13 protein-coding genes are annotated in these 16,481 nt (G+C 68.3%); 5 read left to right on the top strand and 8 right to left on the bottom strand.

Annotated elements, in window-relative coordinates:
- Positions 1-34 precede the first annotated feature (34 nt).
- From ggt to BMZ25_RS04635, 7 genes are all read right to left on the bottom strand, one after another.
- Complete coding sequence (gene ggt / locus BMZ25_RS04665; RefSeq protein WP_092689135.1) at positions 35-1,813, bottom strand: gamma-glutamyltransferase; 1,779 nt, start codon at positions 1,811-1,813, stop codon at positions 35-37.
- Positions 1,814-1,882: 69 nt separating this feature from the next.
- The gene (locus BMZ25_RS04660; protein WP_092689132.1) at positions 1,883-4,951 is read right to left on the bottom strand and encodes an efflux RND transporter permease subunit; all 3,069 of its coding nucleotides are present in this window, start codon (positions 4,949-4,951) and stop codon (positions 1,883-1,885) included.
- On the bottom strand, positions 4,948-6,042 hold the full coding sequence (locus BMZ25_RS04655; protein WP_092689129.1) for an efflux RND transporter periplasmic adaptor subunit: 1,095 nt from the start codon (positions 6,040-6,042) through the stop codon (positions 4,948-4,950). The genes BMZ25_RS04660 and BMZ25_RS04655 overlap by 4 nt, the downstream gene beginning before the upstream one ends.
- 144 nt (positions 6,043-6,186) lie before the next feature.
- Entirely contained in the window at positions 6,187-6,981 is a 795-nt protein-coding gene (locus tag BMZ25_RS04650) for an NAD-dependent epimerase/dehydratase family protein (protein ID WP_092689126.1), read from the bottom strand.
- A 14-nt stretch (positions 6,982-6,995) separates the two neighbouring features.
- Complete coding sequence (locus tag BMZ25_RS04645) at positions 6,996-8,276, bottom strand: TRAP transporter large permease (protein ID WP_092689123.1); 1,281 nt, start codon at positions 8,274-8,276, stop codon at positions 6,996-6,998.
- Between the two features lie 4 nt (positions 8,277-8,280).
- Positions 8,281-8,793 (bottom strand): TRAP transporter small permease, encoded by a 513-nt coding sequence (locus tag BMZ25_RS04640; protein ID WP_092689120.1) that lies wholly within the window; start codon positions 8,791-8,793, stop codon positions 8,281-8,283.
- A gap of 58 nt (positions 8,794-8,851) precedes the next feature.
- A complete protein-coding gene (locus BMZ25_RS04635; RefSeq protein WP_092689117.1) occupies positions 8,852-9,838 on the bottom strand; it encodes a TRAP transporter substrate-binding protein in 987 nt (328 codons plus the stop codon).
- Positions 9,839-9,939: 101 nt separating this feature from the next.
- On the opposite strand from BMZ25_RS04635, the gene BMZ25_RS04630 reads away from it, so the two are divergent.
- The 5 genes from BMZ25_RS04630 to BMZ25_RS04610 all read left to right on the top strand — a co-directional run bounded on the left by BMZ25_RS04630 (position 9,940) and on the right by BMZ25_RS04610 (position 14,781).
- The gene (locus tag BMZ25_RS04630) at positions 9,940-10,668 is read left to right on the top strand and encodes a FadR/GntR family transcriptional regulator (RefSeq protein WP_092689114.1); all 729 of its coding nucleotides are present in this window, start codon (positions 9,940-9,942) and stop codon (positions 10,666-10,668) included.
- A gap of 78 nt (positions 10,669-10,746) precedes the next feature.
- Complete coding sequence (gene kdgD / locus BMZ25_RS04625) at positions 10,747-11,652, top strand: 5-dehydro-4-deoxyglucarate dehydratase (protein WP_092689112.1); 906 nt, start codon at positions 10,747-10,749, stop codon at positions 11,650-11,652.
- On the top strand, positions 11,649-12,782 hold the full coding sequence (locus BMZ25_RS04620; RefSeq protein ID WP_092689109.1) for a mandelate racemase/muconate lactonizing enzyme family protein: 1,134 nt from the start codon (positions 11,649-11,651) through the stop codon (positions 12,780-12,782). The genes kdgD and BMZ25_RS04620 overlap by 4 nt, the downstream gene beginning before the upstream one ends.
- Positions 12,783-12,788: 6 nt before the next feature.
- Positions 12,789-13,652 (top strand): amidohydrolase family protein, encoded by an 864-nt coding sequence (locus BMZ25_RS04615; protein WP_092689106.1) that lies wholly within the window; start codon positions 12,789-12,791, stop codon positions 13,650-13,652.
- A gap of 97 nt (positions 13,653-13,749) precedes the next feature.
- Positions 13,750-14,781, top strand: coding sequence for an ABC transporter ATP-binding protein (locus BMZ25_RS04610; RefSeq protein ID WP_092689103.1), 1,032 nt, complete (start codon positions 13,750-13,752; stop codon positions 14,779-14,781).
- Here the strand turns inward: BMZ25_RS04610 and BMZ25_RS04605 are convergent.
- Positions 14,778-16,481, bottom strand: coding sequence for an ABC transporter permease (locus BMZ25_RS04605; RefSeq protein WP_092689100.1), 1,704 nt, complete (start codon positions 16,479-16,481; stop codon positions 14,778-14,780). The two genes, BMZ25_RS04610 and BMZ25_RS04605, sit on opposite strands and share 4 nt — an antisense overlap.

Below are 16,481 nucleotides of genomic sequence, written 5' to 3'. Positions count from 1 at the left end.
TTTCAACAGCCCCCCTTGGCGTCGTGCCCCGTGCTCACTCGCCCAGGGCGATGCCCTCGCGCCGCGGGTCCGCGCCGCCGATCAGCCGGCCATCCTCGATCGCGATGACATGCAGGCCGCTGGTCAGGTCGCGGACCTCGACCTCGAACCCGGCCGCCTGCAGCGGCTGTTCGAGCGCTTCGGCATCGGTCCCGGCCTCGAGATCGAAGGTGCCGAAGCGGTTTATCAGGTGCGGTGTCGAGACGGCCTGCTGCGGGTCCATGTGCCAGACCAGCATGTTGGCGACGCTCTGCGCGACATAGCCGATGATCCGGCTTCCGCCGGGCGAGCCGACGACGAGCGCCGGCGCACCGTCGCGCATGACGATGGTGGGCGACATCGACGACCGGGGCCGCTTTCCGGGCTCGACCCTGTTGGCGATGGACCGACCGTCCTCGTGAGTGGCGAAGGAGAAATCGGTCAGTTCGTTGTTGAGCAGGTACCCCCGCACGAACAGCCGCGAGCCGAAGCCGTTCTCGATCGTCGTGGTCATCGACAGGGCGTTGCCGTCGGCATCGACGATCGAGATGTGCGAGGTCGATGGCAGCTCGAGCGACTGGTCGTCGCCCCACAACATCGCGTGGTCCCATTCGGGATCGCCCGGCTCGGCGGTGTCGAGCGCGGCGTCGGGGCGCAACTGCTCGGCCCGACCGGCGAGATAGCCGTCATCGACCAACCCCTCGGTCGGCATCGGGACAAAATCGCTGTCGGCCATGTACCGGCCCCGATCCGCGAAGGCGAGCCGCGAGGCATCACCGAACAGCGTCCACGCCTCGGGCGCCAGCGGATCCTCCCCGAGGTCCACGTTGTCCAGCATTCCGAGGATCTGCCCCACCGTCAGCGCGCCCGACGACGGCGGCCCCATGCCGCAGACATCCGCGCCCGCGAAGGCGGCGCAGACCGCAGGCCGCTCGATCACGCGGTAGATGGCGAAATCCGTCGGCGTCAGCAGCCCGCCCTCGGCCTGCACCGTGGCGACGAGGTCCTCGACGATCGGGCCGGAATAGAAGGCCTGCGCCCCTTCGGAGGCGAGCGTGCGCAGGCTGTCGGCATAGGCCGGGTTCTTCAGCGTGTCGCCTTCCCGGATCGGTTCGCCGTCAGGGTAGAAGTACTCCGCCGTCGCCTCGAACCGGGGCAGCCGGTCCTCCGGCTCTTCGGCCACGAGGGTGGCGAGGCGGGGCGACACCGTGAAGCCCTCCTCGGCCAGCGCGATGGCGTCGTCGAACAGGTCCGACCACTCGGCCTTGCCCCAGCGCTCGTGCGCCTCTTCCAGCAGCATCGGCGTTCCCGGCGTGCCGACCGAGCGCCCGCCCACGACGGCCTCGTAGAACTCCAGCGGCGCGCCGGCGTTGTCCTGGAAATACTGCGGCGTCGCGTCGAGCGGCGCCGTCTCGCGCCCGTCCAGCGTGGTCAGCTCGCCGCGTTCGGCATCGTACCAGACGAGGAAGGCACCGCCCCCGAGGCCGGAGGATTGCGGCTCCACCAGCCCCAGCACCGCCTGTACGGCGACCATGGCGTCCGCCGCGCTGCCGCCCTCGCGCAGGACCTCGGCGCCCGCCTCGACCGCCAGCGGATTGGCGGCGGCGACCATCCAGTCTTCCGCGATCACCGGGTTGCCGTTGCGTTTGGCCTCCAGCGCGGCCTGTGCCGCATCGCCGAGGCCCCGGACCTCGCCCGCGCCCGCCGCTTCGGTGGTCACCTCGTCGGCCGCCTGCTGGGCGGCGACCGGCCCCGCCAGCAGAAGGGTCAGGAGACAGGTTGTTCGGATTATCATGGCGTCGCTCCACGGTTGAATACCGCCAGAATGACGCATCCTGTGGCTGCGACAAGGACCGAAGCGCACTCAGGCGGTCCGCGCGTCGCCTTCCGCCTGCGACGACGGCTCGGGATCGCGCTGCATCAGGTCGTAGAGCACCGGCGTCAGGAACAGCGTCAGCACCGAGGCGGCCATGAACCCGCCGATGATGACGATGCCGATGGAGAATCGGCTTTCGGCCCCGGCGCCAGACGACAGCACCAACGGCACCGCGCCCAGAACGGTGGACAGGACCGTCATCAGGATCGGGCGCAGGCGCACCGTTGACGCTTCGATCACCGCGTCGCGCACCGATCTGCCCTGTTCGCGCAGCTGGTTGGCGAACTCGACGATAAGGATGCCATTCTTCGCCATCAGACCGATCAGCATGACCATGCCGACCTGCGTGTAGACGTTGATCGCCTGCCCCAGCACGAGCAGCGTCAGCAAGGCCCCCGTGATCGCCAGCGGAACGGACAAGAGGATCACCACGGGCTGCACGAAGCTTTCGAACTGCGCCGCCAGCACCAGAAACACAACCAGCAGCGCAAGGCCGAAGGTCGCGATCAGCCCGCCCGAGGTCTCCTGATAGCTCTCGGCCTGCCCGGAATAGCTGAGCGTGAGGCCCGAGGGGAGCTGATCGGCCGCGCTGTTGGTGATCGAGATCGCGGTGCCGAGATCGACGCCTTCGGCAAGCGAGCCGGAAATTTCGACCGAGGGCTGGCGGTCGTAGCGGTTGTAGGCGCGGACCGACGCCTGCCGCTCGACTTCGACCAGCCCGTCAAGAGGCACAAGCGTGCCGTCCTCAGTGCGGATGTTCAGCCCGCGCAGGTCGTCGGGATTGGTGCGGGCGCCCTCGCGGGCCTGCAGGATCACCGGGTATTGCCGGTCACGCTCGATGAACTCGGTCACCTCGGCCGAGGCGAACAGCGTCTGCACCGTGTTCGCGATCGTCCTCGCGTCGATCCCCAGCTCACGCGCGCGCTGCCGGTTCACGGTGATGTCGTAGCCCGGCGTGTTCACCTCGTAGGCCCGGCGAACATTGGTGATGGAAGGCTCTTGGCGCAGCAGTTCGACGAGGTCCTGAGACCACGTCGCGGCCTGCTCGAAGCTGGGCGCGGTGACAATCGCCTCCAGCGGCGAGCCGCCCCCGCCGGCCCCCAGCCCCGACGGCGCGAAGCCGCGCACGTTGGCCAGGGTAATCTCGGCGAATTTCGGGCGCACCTCGTTCAGCAGGTCGCGCGGCGTCATCTCGCGCTCGCCCCATTGCGCCATCGAGCCCACGACGAAGGCGCTGCCCGGCTCGCCATAGCGGCCGACGAGCGCGATCATGTCGTCCAGAACCCCGTCCTCGCGGTAGGGCGCGAGGATCTCCTCGACACGCTGCACGGCGGCGTTGGTGTAGCCCACGTTCGACCCGGCGGGCGCCTCGACGCTGATGAAGAAGACGCCCCGGTCGGATTGCGGCGTCAGTTGCGAGGGCAGATTCTGGTACAGCGAATAGGACGCCCCGGACAGCAGCGCGGCGATACCGAGAACAAGCGCCGGCGCCCGGATCGCCCGCGTCAACGCGCTGCGATAGCCCGAAGACAGGCGTTGCATGCCGCCGTTGACGGCGCGGGCGAAGCGGTGATCGTTCTGCCCCTGCTTCAGCACCCGCGAGGCAAGGACGGGGCACAGCGACAGCGCCACGAAAGTCGAGACGGCCACGGCGATGGCCAGCGTGATGCCGAACTCGGTAAACAGCCGCCCGACCTCGCCCTGCAGGAACGACAGCGGCAGGAACACCGCGATCAGGGTTGCCGAGGTCGAGATCACGGCGAACAGGACCTGTCGCGCGCCGTTCTTCGCGGCGTCGAACGGCGCTTCGCCCTCTTCCACGCGGCGCTCGATGTTCTCGAGCACCACGATGGCGTCATCGACCACCAGCCCGATCGCCAGGATCAGCGCGAACAGCGTCAGAACGTTGATCGAGAATCCCGCCGCCGCGATCCCAGCGCAGGCCCCGAGCAGCGCGATGGGGATCGTCACGGCGGGCACCAGCGTGGCGCGGGCCGAGGTGAGAAAGACAAAGATCACACCAACCACGACCGCCACGGCGATGGCTAGCGTCTGCACCACCTGGACGATCGAGTTGCGGATATAGGTCGCGTCGTCGCTGGTCACGGCGATCGTGGTGCCGCCGGGCAGGTCCTGCCGGATCTGCGAGACGACTTCTCCGATCGCCGAAGAGATCGCCATCGTGTTCGATTCCGACTGGCGCAGCACGCCCAGGCCGATCGCCGTTTCCTGGTTGGCGCGGAAGATCGAGTCGTCGCTCTCGACGCCCAGCTCGACATCGGCCACGTCGCTCACCCGGATCTGGTAGCCGTCGCGCTCGGCGATCACGAGGTCCTCGAACTCCTCGACCGAGGCGAGCCGCGTCTCGGTCCGCAGGAGATAGCGCCGCGAGTCCGTCTCGATCTGCCCGGCGGGCAGCTCGATGTTGTTGTCGCGCAGCGCAGTGGCGATCTCGTCCACCGTCACACCCCGCGCGGCCATCGCGTCGGGATCGAGCCAGAGGCGCATGGCATAGGCCCGCTCGCCATATATCTGCACCGTGGCGACGCCCGAGACCGTCTCGAGACGGTCGGTGACGAACCGGTCGGCGTAGTCCGTCAGCTCGGAGGCCGAGAGCGTGTCGCTCGTCATCGTCATCCAGATGATCGGATCGCCCTGGGTGTCGTTCTTTTCGACCTCGGGCTCGTCGGCGGCCTCGGGCAGCTCTGGCGCGATGCTCTGGACGGCGGCGCGCACATCCGCGGCGGCCTGGTCGATGTTCCGGTCGGCGTTGAATGTGATGACGCTGCGGCTTCCGCCGAGCTCGGATTCCGACGAGATCGAGTCGATGCCGGACACGCCCGAGATCGCGCCTTCGATCACCGTCGTCACCTCGGCGTCGACTACTCCGGGCCCGGCGCCGGTGTAGTTCACGCTGACCGTGACCTCGGCCGTGTCGATGTTGGGCAGCTCGCGCACCGGCACCCGCATCAGGGCGGCGATGCCGAAGATGACGATCATGATCGACATGACCGTCGCCAGGACCGGGCGGCGCAGACAGAGCTCGGAGATGCTCAATTCAGGGCCTCCTGCGGGGCCTCGCCGTCGGCGACCTGAACCGGCGCACCGTCGCTCAGCCGGTCATAGCCGGTGATGACGACGCGCGAGTCGGCCGAGACGCCGTCGGTGATCTCGGTGCGGCCGTCGTTGCGGCTGCCGAGGCTGACGGGCGTGCGGGCGGCATTGCCGTCGGAGACGGTGTAGACATAGGTCGCGCTGCCCTCGCTGATGATCGCGTCATCCGGCAGGGTCAGCGCCTCATAGGTCTCGAACACGAGGGTCGCTGTCATGAACATGCCGTCGGTCAGCGCGCGGTCCTCGTTCGGCACCCGGACGCGCAGGGTGAAGCTGCGCGAGTTGGCATCGACGCGCGGCGCCTTGACCGACACCTCGCCCTCGAACTCGCGATCGTAGACCGAGCCGTTCAGGATAACCTGCTGCCCTACCTCGGCCCGGGCATAGTACCGTTCCGGCACCGAGAACTGCGCCTCGACGGTCGAGATGTCGTCGAGCGAGGAGAACGACATCGACGTATCGACCCGCTCGCCGGGGTCGATATCGACCAGGCCGAGGACGCCCGAGAATGGCGCGCTCAGCCGCCGGTCGTCCAGCGTCGCCTCGGCCGTCGCCACGGCGGCCTGAGCGCGGCGATATCCGGCGCGGGCCTCTTCCAGTTGCGCCTCGGCGCTGACGTTCTCGGTGGCGAGCTCCTGCACGCGGCTGAACTCGGACTCGGCCTCGCTCAGCGTCGCCTCGGCCTCCTGCAGTGCCGCCTGCGCCGCGCGGTCATCCAGCGCGAAGATCAGGTCGCCCTCTTCGACGCGCTCGCCGGACTCGACCGCGACCTCGGTGACGCGGCCCGACGCCAGTGGTTGCAGCTCGATCGAGCGCACGGCGCGGATCGACCCGACCGCCTGGAAGGTGTCGCGCACCTTGTCCCTCTGCGGCTGGGCCACCTCGACGCGGGTGGGCGGGCGCTCGCCGCCTCCCTGCTCGTCGCTCGGGCGCACCAGGGCGAAGATCTCGGAGGTGCCCCAGACGCCGGCCGCGCCGCACGCCGCGACGAAGACCACCGCAAGACCGATTCCGATTCCCTTCTTCAGCGCCATGGCACCCCCGTTGCGCGGGTTTCCGCAGATCAAACGAGGCACACATCTGTAGCAGTGCGCGGACGTGGCAAGTCACACGAAAATGACCGCCCGGCATCTCGCCGGGCGGTCCGAAAAGGCTAATGCGTCAGTCGGTCGCGGTGCTCAGTCGCGATAGATCGGGTCGGCGGTGAACTTGCCGCCCTGCCACAGCGCGTCGGGGCTGTCGGGGGCGGGACGCGCGTTCTCTGCCTCGACCTCCTCGCGGAAGCGCGACGAGCTGTCCTTGGGCCGCCACCCCAGATAGCGCGCGGCGGAATTGTCCCACCACATCTCGTCGTTGTCCGAGACGCCCCAGATCACCGGGCACCCTAGCCGAGGGACGTTGAACACCGTCTCGATGAGCGAAACGAAGTCGTCGGGGCTGAACCACGTGGCCAGCATCCGGTGGTTCGTGGGGCGCGGGAAGCACGAGCCGATCCGGACCAGCGCCGTCTCCTGCCCGAACTTCGAGTGATACATCGAGGCGATTGCCTCGCCAAAGCACTTGGACACACCGTAGAGCCCGTCGGGCTTCATCGGGTCGTGCGCGGTCAGGTGGCGGTCCTGCGGGTGAAAGCCGATCGTGTGGTTCGAGCTGGCGAACACAATGCGCGGCATCCCGTTGGCGCGGCACGCCTCGTAGAGGTTGTAGACCCCCTGGATGTTGCCGGCCATGATCTTGTCGAAGCGGTCCTCGACAGAAACGCCGCCGAAATGCACGATGCCGTCGCAGCCGGCAACAAGGTCGTGCACCGCGGCCTCGTCGGCGAGGTCGCATTGCACCAGTTCCTCATTCGGGCCGGCCTCGCCCAGATCGGCGATGTCGGACAGGCGCAGTTTCGTCGCGACGTGGCTCAGGCGCTCACGCATCATGCGGCCGAGGCCGCCGGCGGCACCGGTGATCAGCAGTCTTTCCATGCTCGGGATCTCTCCTAGTCGATGAGGCCGGGCAGATACATCGAGAAGAACGGAACGTACGTCACGAGCATCAACGCGGCCAGGATGGCGAGGTAGAACGGCCAGATCGTGCGCACCGCTTCCTCGATTCGGATGTTGCCGACGACACATCCGACGAAGAGGCAGGCACCGACCGGCGGGGTGCACAGGCCCAGGCCGAGGTTCATCATCAGGATCACGCCGAACTGCAGCGGGTCCATGCCCAGGTCGGTGACCACGGGCAGGAAGATCGGCGTGCAGATCAGGATCAGCGCGGCCATGTCCATGATCATGCCCAGCAGCAGCAGGATCACGTTCAGCATCAGCAGGATGACCAGCGGGTTGTCCGACAGCGTGGTGACGCTTTCGGCCAGAAGATCGGGGACGCGGTAGAGTGCCAGCAGATAGGCGAAGGACGACGCCGTCGCGACGAGGATCATCACCAGCGAGGTCGTCCGCACCGCCTGCGTGACGGCGCGCACGAATTTCGGCCAGGTCAGTTCGCGGTAGACGAAGACGGTCACGAGGATCGCCCAGATCGCGCCGAACGCGCCGGATTCGGTCACCGTCATCACGCCCGACAGCACGCCGCCGACGATGATGATCGCGGTCATCAGACCCGGCAGCGCGACCACGGTGGACACGGCCAGCGACTTGAAGCCGGGAAAGGGCTCGGCCGGGTAGCCGCGGCGCACGGCGATGATCCAGGCGACGAGGCCGAGGCACAGGCACATCAGGATGCCGGGCAGCACGCCGGCGATGAACAGGCTCGAGACCGACACGCCGCCGCCCGACGCGACGGCGAACAGGATCATGTTGTGGCTGGGCGGGATCACGACGCCGGCGATCGACGAGCTGACGGTGACGTTCACCGCGTAGTCGGCGTCGTAGCCCTTTTCCTTCATCACCGGCATCAGGATCGAGCCGAGCGCCGAGGTGTCGGCGACCGCCGAGCCCGAGATGCCGCCGAACAGCATCGACGAGGACACGTTCACGAGGCCCAGCCCGCCGCGCATCCAGCCCACGGCCGAACTCGCCAGCCGGACGAGGCGGCCCGCGATGCCGCCCTGGAGCATCAGCTCGCCCGCGAAGATGAAGAACGGGATCGCCAGCAGCGAAAAGACGGAGACGCCGGAGAGGATGCGTTGGAAGCCGATCAGCAGCGGCAGGCCTTCGTAGACGAAGCCGCCCACCGTGGCGAGACCGAGCGCGAACGCCACCGGCATGCCGGTCAGCAGGCCGAGCGCGAAGATACCGAACAGAATGGTCAGGCCCACAGGGTCACTCCTGATGCACGGTGCGGCCGGGCAAGAGACCGGCGAGATGATAGGCCGAGAACACCACGGTGAGCACACCGCAGATCGCCATGGGAAGCGCGCGCCAGCCCTCGGCTATGCCCAGCATCGGGATCGAGCGGCTCCAGGTAGAGGTCGTCAGCCCCCATCCCTGCCATGCGAGGCATGCGCCGAAGACGATCATGCCGAACACGCCGAGCCAGTGTAGCGGCACGCCGATGACGCGGGGCATCGCCTCGCGCACGAACTCGATCGACAGGTGCGAGCGGGTCCAGACACCGGCGGCGGCGCCGAGGAACGTGATCCACGCGACCAGCACCAGCGCCAGCTGTTCGACCCATGTGGGCGTGTCGTTCAGGATGTAGCGGCCGAATACGAGCCATCCGAAGACGGCGATCAGCAGGACGATCTGCACACCGGCCACCAGCATGCAGGCGCGCGCCAGAAGATCCAGCGCGCGGCCCAGCGGTCCCGTGGCCTGTTCGGACATCGGTTTCATGTCCCCTCCTCGACCTGCTGCACGGGCCGGGCGGCGGATGCGCCGCCCGACCGCGGTGTCACTTCGTTTCCTGGATGTCGGAGACGAGCGACTCCAGCTCGGGGTTCTCTTCGACGAAGGCGTCGTAGACCGGCTGCATCGCTTCCTGGAATGCCGCCGGATCCTGCACCTCGTTCACCGCGACGCCGGCTTCCTCGACCTTCTGGCGCGACTGCTCGGAGCGCTCGGCCCAGAGCTGGCGCTGCTCTTCGGCCGCCTCGACCGCGGCCTGGCGGACGATCTCCTTGTCCTCGTCCGAGGTGTTTTCCCACGTCTGCGCCGAGATGCAGATGCACTCGGGGATGATGAGGTGGTTGGTGATCGAGTAGTACTGCGCGACCTCGAAGTGGTTCGAGCTGTCGAAGGACGGCCAGTTGTTCTCGGCGCCGTCGATCACGCCGGTGCGCAGCGACTGGTAGACCTCGGAATAGGCCATGGGCGTCGCGTTGCCGCCCAGCTGGTCGACCATGTCGACATACAGGTCGTTGTTCATCACGCGGAACTTCAGACCGTCCATGTCGGCCGGCGTCTCGATCGGGCGCTGCGTATTGTAGAAGCTGCGCGACCCGCTGTCGAACCAGCTCAGCGCGATGATGTTGTACTCGGCCAGTGCGTCGGCGAAACGTTCGCCGATCTCGCCGTCCATCACCTTGTGCATGTGGTCGAGGTCGGTGAAGATGAACGGCAGCGACAGCACGTTCGTCTCGGGAACGATCTGTCCCATCGGCCCCATGTTGAAGTTCGCGAAGTCGAGCCCGCCGGTGCGCAGCTGCTCGATCGCGTCGGGCTGCGCGCCGAGGACGCCGTTGTGGTAGACTTCGGGCTCGATCCGGCCCTCGGTCCCCTCGGCGACCGCCTCGGCGAAGGAATCCAGTGCCACGCCGTTGGGATAGTCCTCGGGGTGGATGTTCCAGCCGCGCCACGTTTCCGCCGCCGCGGGCCCTGCCAGGATGCCGGTGACCACGCCGATGGCGGCGCCTGCGCGAAGAATGCTCATAACAGTCATGTGTGTCTCCTCCCGTTAATGCGGATATGTATGACAAGTTGCACCGGCACGAGTCAACAGATACGATGAACTCACCGAGACATCGGGAGGAGGACATCTGAATGGAGCGTGGCGAGACCGCGAAGACCGGCGGCCGGCGAAACCTTGTGGCCACCCTGGTGTCCGCCCTGCGCGACGAGATCACGTCGGGCCGCTTCGTGCCCGGCGACAGGCTGCCCTCCGAAGCCCGCCTCACCGAACGGTTCGACGTCAGCCGCACCGTCGTCCGCGAGGCGATCGCCGGCCTCAGGGCCGACGGCCTTGTCGAGCCGCGCCAGGGCGCCGGCGTGTTCGTCCTGCAGCCTCCGCCGGATCCGCCGGGCCTTTTCGAGATCGCGGATTACGAGAAGATTTCCTCGATAATCGAAATGCTTGAGCTGCGCGTCGCGGTCGAGATGGAGGCCGCCGCCCTTGCCGCGCTGCGGCACTCGCCCGCCCAGGAAGAGACGATTTTCGCCGCCGAACTGGCCGTGCGAGAGGGGATGGCAGAGGGCCGCCCGACAACCGAGGCCGACCTTGCCTTTCACCTCGCCATCGCCGATGCGACCAACAATCCGCGCTTCCGCGAATTTCTCGAAGCGCTTGGGGTCTCGATGATTCCGCGCGCCGCGCTGCAGGCCGAGAACGGCACGAGAAGCCCCACCGACTATATCGAGATGATCTCGGCCGAGCACCTGTCGATCGCCGAGGCGATCAGTGCGGGCGAACCCGAGCGCGCGCGCGAGGCGATGCGCGGGCACCTGAAGAAATCTCAGGGACGCTACCGTGAGTTATTGCGGGCGAAGCGCTAGTTGTCATACAAATCTTGACTTCTGCTGGACATGCTTGCTAGCTGACCATCGAGTAACACGGGAGGGGAGGCCCGGCCGATGGATCCACAGCAGTTGAAACACGCTCTCGGGGCCGGCCTTCTGTCGTTCCCCGTCACGGCTTTCGATGACAGGGGACGCTTCTCCCCCGATCCCTACAAGAAGCACATCTCGTGGCTCTCGGGCTTCGACGCGAGCGCGCTGTTCGCCGCGGGCGGCACGGGCGAGATGTTCTCGCTCCTGCCCGACGAGATCCCGATGATCGTCGCCGCGGCCAAGGAATCGGCCGGCGACACCCCCATCGTCGCGGGCTGCGGCTATGGCACCGAGATGGCCGTGCAGGTCGCCCGCAGCGCCGAGAAGGCGGGCGCGGACGGCATCCTGCTGCTGCCGCACTACCTGATCGACGCACCCCAGGCCGGGCTTTACGCCCACGTGAAGGCGGTCTGCGACAGTGTCGACATCGGCGTGATGGTCTACAACCGCGACAACGCGGTCCTTCAGCCCGACACGCTGGCACGGCTGGCGGATGTCTGCCCCAACCTCGTCGGTTTCAAGGACGGAACCGGCGACATCGGTCTGGTCCGCCAGGTCACGGCGACGCTGGGCGACAGACTTACCTACCTGGGCGGCATGCCCACCGCGGAACTCTTTGCCGAGGCCTATCTCGGCGCCGGCTTTACCACCTATTCCTCGGCGGTCTTCAACTTCGTGCCCGGCCTCGCGGTGGATTTCTACAACGCGCTGCGCAAGGGCAACCACGAGACCTGCCGCACCTACCTGACAGACTTCTTCTATCCGTTCATGGCGATCCGGAACCGGCAAAAGGGCTATGCCGTCAGCGCCATCAAGGCCGGCGTGCGACTGCAGGGCTTCGACGCCGGGCCGGTGCGCCCGCCGCTGACCGACCTGACAGACGAGGAGATGGGACTCATGGAAGCGCTGATCGCGCCGTACAAGTCATGAAGATTGACGCCGTCCGCACCCACTTCCTGGACCACAAGCTCGACACCGCGTTCGAGAGCGCCTCGATGCGGTTCGACCGGCGGACCCACCTGCTGGTCGAGATCGTCTGCGACGACGGCACGACCGGCTGGGGTGAGTGCCTCGGCCCAGCCGGGCCGAACGCCGCCGTGGTCGCCGCCTATGCGCCGCGGCTGATCGGGCGCGATCCGCTCGAGACCGAGAAGATTTGGCTCGAGCTCTACAACGCCATGCGCGATCAGGGACAGCGCGGGCTGACCGTGACCGCGCTGTCGGGCATCGACGTCGCGCTCTGGGACATCAAGGGCAAGCACATCGGCGTGCCGGTCTCCACGCTGCTCGGCGGCCGTTTCCGCGACAGCGTGCGCGCCTATGCCACCGGAAGCTTCAAGCGCGACGGCGTCGACCGGGTTGAGGACAACGCCGCCGAGATCGCGCGCTATCGAGCCGAGGGCTTCCACGCCGCAAAGATCAAGATCGGCTTCGGGCTGGACGAGGACCTGCGCGTCATCGCCGCCGTCCGCGAGGCGATGGGCGACGACATGCGCCTGATGATCGACGCCAATCACGGCTACGACGCGATGGAAGCGATCGAGCTGGGCAAGCGCGCGGCCGAGTATCGCATCGACTGGTTCGAAGAGCCCGTGCTGCCCGAACACCTCGCGTCCTACCGCGACGTTCGGGCCGGTCAGCCGATCCCCGTCGCGGGCGGCGAGACGTGGCACACCCGCTGGGGCATGAAAGAGCCGCTCGAGACGCGCTGCGTCGACATCCTTCAGCCCGACCTGTGCGGTTGCGGCGGCTATACCGAGATCCGGCGGATCATGGATATGGCGGCGCTGCACGGCGTCCGGCTTGTACCGCATGTCTGGGGCACGGCGGTGCAGATCGCCGCCTCGCTGCAGTTCATGGCGGCCTTGCTTCCCAACCCGCCGCGCAAGAACCCGATCGAGCCGATCCTGGAGTTCGACCGCACGCCGATGCCGTTCCGGCAGGCCATCGTGGCCCACCCGATCGAGCACGAGAACGGCGTGGTGACCATTCCCGACGGCCCCGGCCTCGGGATCGAGATCGACCGCGCCGCGCTGACAGAATTCGCGCCGAAGGACTGATACCCCATGCTGACCCGCACCCTCACAGGGCCCAAGCCCGCCGTCACCCTGCCCGCCGGCACGGTGGACACGCAGATGCACATGTACATGCCGGGCTTTCCCGCGCAGCCCGGCGGCCCGCCGAACCCCGCCGGCGACCTGCCGACGCCGCAGCAGTACCGTCAGGTGATGGACTGGCTTGGCATCGACCGGGTCGTGATCACCCAGGGCAACGCCCAGCAGCGCGACAACGGCAACGTCATCGCCTGCCTGGCCGAGATGGGCGATGTCGCCCGCGGCGTGGCCGTCATCGACGGTGACACCGACGACGCCGAGATGACCCGGCTGTCCGATGCCGGCGTCGTCGGCGCCCGCGTGATGGATCTGCCCGGTGGCGCCGTCGGGCTGGACGCGCTCGAGGACGTTGCCGCGCGGGCCAAGGCGCATGGCTGGATGATGACGGTGCAGTTCGACGGCTCGCGCATCGAAGAGCTCGAGCCGCGGCTCGCCAAGCTGGACGTGCCGTGGATCCTCGACCACCACGCCAAGATCTTCGACGGCCCCACGCCTGGGCGCGTGGCGGCGATCAAGCGGCTCGTCGATACCGGGAACTGCTGGTTCAAGTTTGCCGGCTGCTACGAATCCAGCAAGAGCGGACCGCCCGACTATACCGACATCGCCGACGTCGCGCGCGAGATGGCCGCCTTCGCGCCACAGCGCATCGTCTGGGGCACGAACTGGCCGCACAACCTTGCCAAGGCGACCGAGGATTATCCCGACGACCGCGCGCTCACCGATACTGTCCTGTCGTGGTTCCCCTCGGACGAGGCGCGGCGGCAGGCGCTGGTCGACAACCCCGAAGCTCTGTTCGGCTTTCCCCGCTTTAGCTGAGCGCTTCCGTGAAACTTCCGTGACAGAGCGCCGCCCGCGCTTGTGAGGGCGCGACCCCGCGGCTAATCGCGAGCGCAAGGCCACCACGGAGGGCAGGATGTCGGTTCGCATCAGCGGCGCATGCAAGACGTTCGGCGATCACCCGGCGGTCGACGGTGTCGACCTTGACGCGACCCAGGGCGAGTTCGTCGTCGTGCTCGGCCCTTCGGGCTGCGGCAAGTCCACGCTTCTCCGCCTTATCGCCGGGCTCGAGACGCTCGATTCCGGCGAGATTGCTCTGGGGGCAGACACCGTGTCGGGGCCCGGCCGCCATGTCCCGCCCGAGGACCGCTCGGTCGGCGTGGTCTTTCAATCCTACGCCCTCTGGCCGCACATGAGCGTCCGCGACAACGTCGCCTTTCCGCTGGAATCCGCCGGTCAGCGCCGCGGCGCTGCGCGCGAGGGGGCCACCGCGCATCTCGAAACCGTGGATCTCTCGGCCCTTGCCGAGCGCAAGCCGTCCGAGCTGTCGGGCGGCCAGCGGCAGCGCGTGGCGCTGGCGCGGTGCCTCGCCGGCGGGGCGCGAACCGTCCTGATGGACGAGCCGCTCGCCAATCTGGACCCGCACCTCCGCGGCCGGATGGAGGCCGAGATCGCCGAGTTCCACCGCAAGACCGGCGTCACCTCGATCTACATCACCCACGATCAGCGCGAGGCGATGGCCCTCGCCGACCGGATCGCGGTGATGTCCGAAGGCCGGTTCCTGCAGGTCGCTCCGCCGCAGGAGATCCACGACCGCCCGGCAACGGCCGAGGTCGCCCGGTTCATCGGACAGGCCGCCGTCGTGCCCGCGACCCTGCGCCACGAGGCCGGCTGGCACGCCGACCTGGGCCCGCTCCGGGTTCCGGTGACCGCGCCCGAGGGACTGAACGGCGGTGCGGGCCAGATCGTCCTGCGCGCGACCGACCTGACGCTCGGCACCGGGCCGCTGTCGGGGCGGATCGACGCCGCCTTCTACCGGGGTGGCGGCTGGGAGGGACGTGTGTCGGTTGACGGGATCGCGGACCCCCTGCCCGTCGCCTCGCGCCGGAGGATGACCGCGGGCGAGCAGGTCGCGCTGTCGCTGCACGGCGGCTGGGCCCTGCCCTAGACGCGCCAGGGCACGACGCCCGGCGGCAGCCGCCGCCCCACCCGGTCGAGCACGGCCATCAGCACGACCGTCGCCAGAACCGTCACGCTCGACAGCGCGGCGGCGAGCGTGGTGTAGCCGCCGTCCTCGTAATTGAAGATCTGCGTGCCGATCGTCTCGTTCCCGGTCGACCACAGCAGGGCCGAAACCGTTACCTCGTTGTAGGCCGTCAGAAAGACGAGGATCGCCCCCGAGGCGGCGGCAGGCGCGACCATCGGCGTGAACACACGCCACAGCCGCCGTCCAAAGCCCGCACCGGCGACCCGTGCCGCATCGTCGAGCGCCGGATCGAGCTGCGCGTAGGCGGCCGTGACCGGCTTGAGCGCGATGGCGAAGAACGCAGTGAGATAGGCCAGGAAAATGATCCCCAGCGTGTTGTAGAGCGACACGCCGACCAACGGCAGGGGCCGGATGAAGGCCAGGATGAACGCGATCGAGATGACGAGGCCGGGAATGGCATAGCTGACATCCCCCAGCACCGCGATCGCACCGGCCGCCCGGCGCCGCGCGACGTCGCGGCGGCTCAGGAAATAGGCGGTCAGCCCGGCGAGCATGGCCAGCGCCAGCGCCGCGGCCCCGGCCGTCAGCGTCGAATTGGCGAAAGCGCGGATCGTCGCTTCCTGACGGAACAGGATCTCGGCGAAATTGCCCCATGTCAGCGTCTCGCGCGTCAGCGGCACGCCATAGGTCGGCACCAGGGCCGTCGCCACCAGCGAAGCGAGCGGCAGCAGCAGCGTGGCGCCGACATAGAGCATCAGCCCCGCCTCGGCCACGGGGCGAAGGCGCCCCAGGCGGATGCGCAGCGATTGCGCCGGCGGCCCCGTCACCTGCGACCTGAGCCGCCGCTGAAGCATGAGTTGCGCAGAGATCGCCGCGATGGCGATGATCGCCAGGAGGAACGAGATGGCCGCCACGTCGCCCAGCACCGACGGCCCGAACCCGGAAAGCCGCCGCCAGATCAGCACCGGCAGCGTGGTGTAGCGCGCCGGGATGCCCAGGATCGCCTGGATCCCGAAATTCCCCAGCGCCGAGACGAAGGCGAGCGCGAAAGCCGCCACCAGGCTGGGCGCGAGGAGCGGCAGCAGAACCCGACGCAGCACCCGTCCGGGCCCTGCCCCGGCGATCCGCGCCGCCTCTGTCAGCTCCCGCGGGAGGGCGCGCAGGGCGGCGAGGATCAGCAACAGCACGAGCGGCATGTGCTGCAGGGTGAGCAGCGCCATGACGCCGCCGCCCGAGTAGAGCGGATGGTCGCTGCCCGGCGCCGGGGCAAGGCCGACCCAGCCCAGCACGGGACTGCCGGGCCCGAGCGCCTGGATCCAGGCGATGGCCGTCACCTGCGGCGGGATCATCATCGGCAACAGCAGCAGGAACACGAACGCGCCCTTGCCGCGCACATCCGTCAACCCGATCAGCAGCGCCAGCGCGGTGCCGACGGCCAGTGCGCCGAGACCGGACATCCCGGCCGATTCGAGGCTGTGCCAGAAGGCCCGGCGCACCGACGCGCTGCCCAGCACCTCGACGATCGGGGACAGCGACGGCGCGCCCTGCGCTGTCAGGCCGACCCAGGCCAACAGCGCCAGCGGCAACAGAAACAGCCCCGCCGCCCAGACAAGAAGCGCGGCGAGGGTCAGCCCCTCGCCGCGCGGGATCCTCGGGCGCAT

Source organism: Tranquillimonas rosea (assembly GCF_900111315.1).
GTDB classification, from domain to species: Bacteria; Pseudomonadota; Alphaproteobacteria; order Rhodobacterales; family Rhodobacteraceae; genus Tranquillimonas; species Tranquillimonas rosea.
The sequence above is the reverse complement of the archived record's forward strand: the minus strand, read 5'-3'. Positions and strand labels throughout refer to the sequence as shown.

What these genes read in the sequence shown, in the direction of transcription:
- ggt (WP_092689135.1), bottom strand. Translation starts at nt 1,813, where the DNA reads ATGATAATCCGAACAACCTGTCTCCTGACCCTTCTGCTGGCGGGGCCG.
- BMZ25_RS04605 (WP_092689100.1), bottom strand. Translation starts at nt 16,481, where the DNA reads ATGCGCCCGAGGATCCCGCGCGGCGAGGGGCTGACCCTCGCCGCGCTT.
- BMZ25_RS04615 (WP_092689106.1), top strand. Translation starts at nt 12,789, where the DNA reads ATGCTGACCCGCACCCTCACAGGGCCCAAGCCCGCCGTCACCCTGCCC.
- BMZ25_RS04610 (WP_092689103.1), top strand. Translation starts at nt 13,750, where the DNA reads ATGTCGGTTCGCATCAGCGGCGCATGCAAGACGTTCGGCGATCACCCG.
- BMZ25_RS04655 (WP_092689129.1), bottom strand. Translation starts at nt 6,042, where the DNA reads ATGGCGCTGAAGAAGGGAATCGGAATCGGTCTTGCGGTGGTCTTCGTC.
- BMZ25_RS04620 (WP_092689109.1), top strand. Translation starts at nt 11,649, where the DNA reads ATGAAGATTGACGCCGTCCGCACCCACTTCCTGGACCACAAGCTCGAC.
- BMZ25_RS04630 (WP_092689114.1), top strand. Translation starts at nt 9,940, where the DNA reads ATGGAGCGTGGCGAGACCGCGAAGACCGGCGGCCGGCGAAACCTTGTG.
- BMZ25_RS04640 (WP_092689120.1), bottom strand. Translation starts at nt 8,793, where the DNA reads ATGAAACCGATGTCCGAACAGGCCACGGGACCGCTGGGCCGCGCGCTG.
- kdgD (WP_092689112.1), top strand. Translation starts at nt 10,747, where the DNA reads ATGGATCCACAGCAGTTGAAACACGCTCTCGGGGCCGGCCTTCTGTCG.
- BMZ25_RS04635 (WP_092689117.1), bottom strand. Translation starts at nt 9,838, where the DNA reads ATGACTGTTATGAGCATTCTTCGCGCAGGCGCCGCCATCGGCGTGGTC.
- BMZ25_RS04650 (WP_092689126.1), bottom strand. Translation starts at nt 6,981, where the DNA reads ATGGAAAGACTGCTGATCACCGGTGCCGCCGGCGGCCTCGGCCGCATG.